Raw genomic sequence first — 7,170 nt, forward strand, 5'->3', positions numbered from 1 at the left:
CCGCCCCGCCCGCCGAAGAGCAGCCCCGCCGCCAGCGCCGCGAGCTGGCGACCCCCTGGTGGGAAAAGACCCCCAGGCCGGCGCCCACACCGGTTCCCGAGCCAGAACCCGACCGGGCGCCTGCGCAGCCAGCCCGGGCGGCGTCGGACACCTCGGCGTTTTTCTCCGCCCGCTCCCGGGAGGCCGACAGCCGCACGCAGCCCCGGCCAGACCTGCCGGCGCGACCCGCCCCGGTCTCGTCCATCCCCTCGGCCCCGAAGGCCCAGGCGGGCCTGGCTGACGACGACGTCATCTACCGGCGGATGCTCTCGGAGATGCTGGGCGACCCGCACGACCTGGTCAACAGCCCCGATTTGGATTGGCAGTCGGTTTGGGATCGCGGCTGGACGCTGGCGGCCGCGGCCGACGAGAAACCCGTCGAGGAGCACACCACCGACCACGGCCTGCCGGTGCGCACGCCGGGTGCCCGGCTGGTGCCCGGGAACGCTAACGGCGGCGAACAGGACGAGCCGGCCGAGGCCGACCACGGCGTGAACGGCCGGTCGCACCGGGAGCCGCAGCACGCGGCCACTGGGCCCTTCGCCCGGGACCCCGAGGCGGTTCGCGCCTCGTTCAGTAGCCATTTCGGTGGCGTGCGCACCGGACGCTCGCACGCCCGTGAGACCGACCAAGGATCCGACCAACAATGACGTCATCGGACAACTCCCTGGACTGGTTGGTAACCAGGTTCGCCCGCGAGGTTCCCGGCGTAGCGCACGCGCTGCTGGTATCCGTCGACGGGCTGCCCATCGCCGCCAGCGAGCATCTCCCGCGGGAACGCGCCGATCAGCTCGCGGCCGTCGCCTCCGGGCTGGCCAGCCTGGCCACCGGCGCCGCGCAGCTGTTCGAGGGCGGGCAGGTGCTGCAGTCGGTGGTCGAAATGCAGAACGGCTACCTGCTACTGATGCGCGTAGGGGATGGCTCGCACCTGGCGACGCTCGCGGTGGCGTCGTGCGACATCGGTCAGATCGGCTACGAGATGGCGGTCCTGGTCGAACGGGTGGGCGGCGTCGTCCAGTCGACCCGCCGGTCGGCCGTGCAGCAGCATTCGTGAGCCCCGATGGATAGTTCCGAGACCAGGCCGGCGCACCGCAAGGGGAATCTGGTCCGTCCGTACACCTTGACGTCGGGGCGCACCGACACCAACGTCGACCTTCCCCTCGAGGCGCCGATTCAATCGCTGCAGCCCGGGCTGACGCACCGGTGGCCGCCCAACGACCCACGAGGCCGAATCATCCAACTGTGTGTCGAGCACCCGTCGGTCGCCGAAATCTCGGCCCGACTGGATCTTCCGCTGGGCGTCGCGCGCGTCTTGGTCGGAGATCTGGTGCTGTCCGGCTACGTTCGAGTGCACAAGACGTTGTCCGAGCGTTCGACCAGAGATGAGCGCCACGAACTCATAGGAAGGACACTGCGTGGCTTACGCGCACTCTGAGGTGCAACGCGATTCCGGCGCCCATGCGTCGACGAAGATCGTGATCGCGGGCGGATTCGGGGCCGGCAAAACCACCTTCGTCGGGGCGGTGTCGGAGATCATGCCGCTGCGCACCGAGGCGATGCTCACCGACGCCTCGACCGGTGTCGACGCGCTCGCGGCCACCCCGGACAAACGGACCACCACCGTCGCAATGGATTTCGGCCGGATCACCCTGGCCGAAGACCTGGTGCTCTACCTGTTCGGCACGCCTGGGCAGCGCCGCTTCTGGTTCATGTGGGACGACCTGGTGCGCGGAGCGATCGGCGCGGTCGTGCTGGTCGACTGCCGCCGTCTGCAGGACAGCTTCGCCGCCGTCGACTTCTTCGAGCACCGCAACCTGCCGTTCCTCGTTGCGGTCAACGAGTTCGACGGCGCGCCCCGCTACCCGGTCGCCGAAGTGCGCGAGGCGCTGACCCTGCCGACGCACATCCCGGTGATCACCGTCGACGCCAGGGATCGCCGGTCGGCGACCGACGCCCTGATCGCGGTCAGCGAATACGCCCTGGCCAGCCTGTCGGCCAATTGACCTGTCCCGGGTGCAGACCGAGCGGGTCGTGTTCACCGAATGCGACTTCAGCGGCGCCAACCTCGCCGAGTCGCAACACCGCGGTTCGGCCTTCCGTAACTGCACGTTCCGGCGAACGTCGTTGTGCACTGGGCCTTTTCCCAGTGCACCATGCTGGGTTCGGTGTTCGTCCAGTGCCGGCTGCGGCCGATCGCTTTCGACGAGGTGGATTTCACGCTCGCCGTGCTTGGCGGCATCGACCTTCGCGGCGTCGGCCAGGCCGTGGCCTTTTCGCTCGCCCACGGGCTGCGGCTGGATGGTGACGGCTGAGCGCTCAGCGGGTCAGCCGGATGCGCCAGCGCACCAGCGCCGCGTAGGCGACGGTGAGCACCGCGAGCATGCCCATGTCGAACAGCCAGGCCGCCGCCGTGTGCTCGAAGTGGCTGTCCCGCGGGCTTTGCGGCCCGGGCGACACCGTCCACAGGTCGACCGTCGACCCCTGGGCCGCGTAACCCCACCGCGAGGGCACCAGCCAGGACAGCTGGTCGAGGAAGATCCGGTGGGTAACCGGCACTATGCCTCCGGACAGCACCATCTGCATCATCAGCGACACCACCAGCAGGGGCATGATCTGCTCACCCGAGCGGGCCAGCGCCGAGAGCAGCAGGCCCAGCATCGCCGCCGCCACACACGTCGCCGCTACCCCCGCGAACATCTCGAAAGTGGCATTGCCGAGCAGCAGCGCCGGTCGCGTGGGCGGCCCCTTGCCCAGCACCACGATGGCCGTGGCGATGGCCGCCTGAATGACCGCGAACGTGGAGAACACCGCGACCTTGGCCAGCAGGTAGGCCGTGCTCGACAGACCGACCGCCTGTTCGCGCCGGAAGATCGGCCGCTCCCCGACCAGGTCGCGGATGGTCAGCGCGGTTCCCATGAACACGGCCGCCATGGTGAGCAGGGTCAGGATCATCCCTGCTTCGCCGGCCGACTCGCTCACCGGATCCGCATAACCGAAACCGACGCTGCCGGGGACGGTCAGCGAGAGCGCGCCCATGACGAACGGCAGCACCGCCAGGAACAGAAAGTAGGCACGGTCCGAGACCACCAACCGGACCTGGCGGCGGGCGATCGTGGAGAACTGGCGGCGCTTGCTGGTATGTGGCGGAACGCCCAGCTCGGCCGGCGCCTCGGTCTTCGTCGGCGGCGGGGGCCTGTTCTGGGCCAGGAAGCGGCGGTTGGCCTCGTCGGGGTTGGCGCCCACCTTGGCGAAGATGTGCGCCCAGTTAGTGGTCCCCATGGCCGCGCCGATCTGGCCGGGCGGGCCGAGGTACGCCGTCTTGCCGCCCGGCGCCATCAGCAGCACCTGGTCGCAGACGTCGAGGTAGGTCAGCGAGTGGGTGACCACCAGCACGACGCGGCCGGCGTCGGCGAGTTGTCGCAGCATGGTCATGACCTGCAGGTCCAGCGCCGGATCCAGGCCGGAGGTCGGTTCGTCGAGGATCAGCAGCGACGGCCCGGTCAGCAGTTCCAGCGCCACGGAGGCCCGTTTGCGCTGGCCCCCGGAGAGCTTGTCGACCCGGGTGTCCGCGTGCTCGGCGAGGCCCAGCTCGTCGAGGACCTGGGCGACGACCTGCGCGCGATCGGCCTTGCTGGTGTCGGGCGGCAGGCGCAGTTCGGCGGCATAGCCGAGCGCCTGGCTGACCGTAAGCTGGCGGTGCACGACGTCGTCCTGGGGGACCATCCCGATTCTGGTGCGCAGCGAGGCGTATTCGGTGTGGATGTCGTGGCCCTCGAAGGTCACCGAGCCCGACGACGGGGTGGCGTACCCGGCGATCAGCCGCGACAGCGTGGTCTTGCCCGCGCCCGACCCGCCGATCAGCGCGGTCAGCGTGCCGGGCCGGGCGACCAGTGAGATCCGCTCGAGCAGGTTCTTGCCGCCGATGCCGAAGTTGACCTCGCGCACCTCCAGGCCGCCGGCCCGCGTCGCCGCCTCCTGACGGCGGACCAACACGCCGTCGTGGAACACCAGGTCGACGTTGCCGATGGTCACCACGTCGCCGTCGGACAGCGCCGCCGACCCGACCTTGACACCGTTGACGAAGGTGCCGTTGCTGCTGTTCGCGTCGCGGATCTCGGCGCCCGTCGGGGTGGGGTTCAAGAAGGCGTGATGGCGTGAGGCCAGCACGTCGTGCACGACGATGTCGTTGTTGAGCGCGCGCCCGATCCAGGCGGAGCGGCCGACCGCAGGCCGGCGCTCGGATTCAGCCCCCGGGACGCTGACCCAGGTGGTCGGGAACTCCCCGGCGTCGCTGCTCCTGCCGGTGGGTGGGCTCGGTGCGGCGGCCTGCGGCCCGGACTGCGGTACGGCGCGGGTCGCGGCTTCCGGCGGGACGATCGGCACGGCTGATCTGCGCTGTGCGCCTCGGCGTGGGAAGGGGCGCGACGGTGGTGAGGCGGGCGGCCTCGGCGGCTGCGCGGCGGGCCTTGGCGGCGGCCCGGCCACGGGTCGTGGGCCTGCGGGTTGTGCGCGCACGGGCGCCGAGGCGGCGGGCTGGGCGGTGATGATCGGGATCGACTTCGTGGTCGGCGGGAGCAGGCCGACGTTGCCCATGCCGACTTCGAAGGTGATTCGCGGGCCGTCGGGCTTGCCGATGTTGATCGACTGCCCGTCGTGGATGTCGACGACGGGCACCCGCTGGCCGTCCAGGTACACCCCGTTCAGCGAGTTGTTGTCGACGGCCAGCCAGCGCCCCTGATCGAAGCGCAGCAGCACGTGCGCGCGGGCGATCAGCGGGTGCGCCACGCGCAGGTCGGCGCGCAGGTCGCTGCCCACCACCACGTCGCGGCCGGCGGCGAAACTACCCTCGGAGCGGTCCGATCGAGCCGTCAGCACGGGCTGCGCAGGTCGAGTCATCACATCCAGGTCAGAAGTCGCGGGTGGGGGCGCCGGCCTAGCGTTTCAGCCGGATATGCCAGCGGACGAAGCCGGTGTAGCCGATCGACAGCGCCGCGAGCATGAACATGTCGAACACGAAGATGTGCTTCGAGTGCTGCCAGATCGGGTCGTTGGTCGGGATCTGCTTGACCTTCACCAGCGCCGGGAAGTCGATCGAGGACGCGCCCGCCGCGTAGCCCCACCGGGCCGGCGTCAGCCATGCCATCTGTTCGAGGCCGACGCGCTGATACACCGGGATCATGCCGCTGGAGAACACGAGCTGCGACATGATCGACACCACCAGCAGCGGCATGATCTGCTCGTTGGACTGTGCCAGGGCCGAGAGCAGCAGCCCGAGCATGGCCGACGCGATACAGGTGCCCGCCACGGTGACGAACAGCGAGAAGGTGGAGTTGCCGAAGAACTGGGGATGCGCCGTCGGCGCGCCCTTACCCAGCCGCACGATGATGGTCGCGATCGCCGCCTGGGCGGTGGCGAAGACGCAGAACACCGCGATTTTCGCCAGCAGATAGGCGGTGGTGGACAGGCCGACGGCCTGCTCTCGCCGGAAGATGGCGCGCTCACCGATCAGGTCGCGGATGGTCAGCGCGGTGCCCATGAAGACGGCACCGATGTTCAACAGCACCATGATGTACTGCGGCTGCGTCGGCGCGGGCCCCAGCGGGTCGGCCGGGCCGAGGCCCGGGTGCGGGCCCTTCACCGTCAGCGACAGCGCGCCGATCAGGAACGGCAGGACCGCCAGGAAGATCGTGTAGCCGCGGTCGGATACGACGAGGCGAACCTGGCGCCGGGCGATCGTGGACAACTGCCGGAACAGGTTGCTCTGCGGTGGTTCACCCAGATCCGCCGGGCTCTGCGGGGACGGTGGCTGCGACGACCGCTGGTTGCGCTCCTTGAACCGGCGGTTGGCCTCGTCCGGGTCGGCACCCACCTTGGCGAAGATGTCGGCCCAGTTGCGGGTTCCCATGGCGGACTCGACCTGGTCGGGCGGCCCGCAGAATGCGGTCTTGCCGCCGGGCGCGACCAACAGGATCTGATCGCAGACGTCCAGATACGACACCGAGTGGGTCACCACCAGGACCGTGCGGCCCGCGTCGGCCAGCTGGCGCAGCATGAGCATCACCTGACGGTCCAGCGCCGGATCCAGGCCCGACGTCGGCTCGTCCAGCAGCAGCAGCGACGGCTGGGTGAGCAGCTCGAGGGCGACCGAGGCGCGCTTGCGCTGGCCGCCGGAGAGCTTGTCGACCCGGGTGTCGGCGTGCTGGGTCATGTCGAGTTCCTCGAGCACCTGCGCGACGACGCGGGCCCGTTCCTCTTTGCTGGTGTCGGGCGGCAGGCGCAGTTCGGCCGCGTAGTTGAGGGCCTGGTTGACCGTGAGCTGCCGGTGCACCACGTCGTCCTGCGGCACCATGCCGATCCTGCTGCGCATGGACGCGTACTCGGTGTGAATGTTGTGGCCCTCGAAGGTCACATTGCCCGAGGTGGGGCTGGTGTAGCCGACGATCAGCCGCGACAAGGTGGTCTTGCCGGCACCCGACCCCCCGATGATGGCGGTCAGGGTCCCGGGCCTGGCGGTCAGCGAGATGTGGTCGAGCAGTTGCTTGCCGTGATCGACGGTGTAGCAAACGGAGTTGACCTCCAGCCCGCCGGTGCGCGTCGCCGCCTCGGTGCGCCGCACCAGGCTTTCGCCGGTGAACACGAGGTCGACGTTGCCGATGGTGACCACGTCGCCCTCGGTCAGCACCGCCGAACCGACCCGGACGCCGTTGACGAAGGTCCCGTTCACGCTGTGCGCGTCGCGGATCTCGGTGCCCAGCGGCGTCTGGATCAAGAAGGCGTGGTGGCGCGAGGCGAGAACGTCCTGGATGACGATGTCGTTGTCGGTGGCCCGGCCGATGGTTTGCGACCCGGCGGGCTGCTGAATCGCACCGGAACGCGACGGCAGCAGCGCCTGGAACATCTTCGTCGCCAGGTTCGCCACCTCGGGCGGCTTGGCGGCGGCGGGGGCCATGTGGGTGTGCGGGCTGCTCGAGCCCACGGCCGGCATCTGCGCGATGGGCGGGGCGTTTCGCGTCGGGGGAGGCGCAGCGGGCGGGCGTCCACCGCCGCCCCCGTACATGGTGTGACCCGGCGGGCCGTGCCGCTGCGCGGGCGCGGGCTGCGGTCGCCGCGGCGGCGCCGACCAATTCGGCG

Annotated in this window: 5 protein-coding genes and 2 pseudogenes; 5 read left to right on the forward strand and 2 right to left on the reverse strand. The window is 70.0% G+C overall.

Annotated features, from left to right (window positions below; translation table 11 throughout):
* The 5 genes and pseudogenes from A5753_RS06570 to A5753_RS06590 all read left to right on the forward strand — a co-directional run.
* A pseudogene (locus tag A5753_RS06570) lies at positions 1 to 689 on the forward strand (ATP-binding protein); the annotation flags it as partial.
* Entirely contained in the window at positions 686 to 1,093 is a 408-nt protein-coding gene (locus A5753_RS06575) for a serine protease inhibitor (RefSeq protein ID WP_065057133.1), read from the forward strand. The pseudogene A5753_RS06570 and the gene A5753_RS06575, both read left to right, overlap by 4 nt.
* 6 nt (positions 1,094 to 1,099) lie before the next feature.
* On the forward strand, positions 1,100 to 1,474 hold the full coding sequence (locus tag A5753_RS06580) for a DUF742 domain-containing protein (protein ID WP_067124696.1): 375 nt from the start codon (positions 1,100 to 1,102) through the stop codon (positions 1,472 to 1,474).
* Positions 1,455 to 2,042 carry an ATP/GTP-binding protein gene (locus A5753_RS06585; RefSeq protein ID WP_067124700.1) on the forward strand — a complete coding sequence of 196 codons (588 nt, stop codon included), beginning with the start codon at positions 1,455 to 1,457 and terminating at the stop codon, positions 2,040 to 2,042. Before A5753_RS06580 ends, A5753_RS06585 begins: the two co-directional genes overlap by 20 nt.
* A pseudogene (locus A5753_RS06590) lies at positions 2,038 to 2,294 on the forward strand (pentapeptide repeat-containing protein); the annotation flags it as partial. The gene A5753_RS06585 and the pseudogene A5753_RS06590, both read left to right, overlap by 5 nt.
* A gap of 61 nt (positions 2,295 to 2,355) precedes the next feature.
* On the opposite strand, the gene A5753_RS06595 reads toward A5753_RS06590, so the two are convergent.
* Together A5753_RS06595 and A5753_RS06600 are read right to left on the reverse strand one after the other, a co-directional pair.
* Positions 2,356 to 4,935 (reverse strand): ATP-binding cassette domain-containing protein, encoded by a 2,580-nt coding sequence (locus tag A5753_RS06595; protein WP_067124702.1) that lies wholly within the window; start codon positions 4,933 to 4,935, stop codon positions 2,356 to 2,358.
* A 37-nt stretch (positions 4,936 to 4,972) separates the two neighbouring features.
* The coding region (locus A5753_RS06600) for an ATP-binding cassette domain-containing protein (protein WP_197694607.1) at positions 4,973 to 7,170 on the reverse strand (2,198 nt) is incomplete at its 5' end.

Source organism: Mycobacterium sp. 852002-51971_SCH5477799-a (assembly GCF_001667145.1).
Classification (GTDB): Bacteria; Actinomycetota; Actinomycetes; order Mycobacteriales; family Mycobacteriaceae; genus Mycobacterium.

Bases quoted from the DNA above. Each gene is read 5' to 3' on its own strand.
- A5753_RS06580 (WP_067124696.1), top strand. From the start codon at position 1,100: ATGGATAGTTCCGAGACCAGGCCGGCGCACCGCAAGGGGAATCTGGTC.
- A5753_RS06575 (WP_065057133.1), top strand. From the start codon at position 686: ATGACGTCATCGGACAACTCCCTGGACTGGTTGGTAACCAGGTTCGCC.
- A5753_RS06595 (WP_067124702.1), bottom strand. From the start codon at position 4,935: ATGACTCGACCTGCGCAGCCCGTGCTGACGGCTCGATCGGACCGCTCC.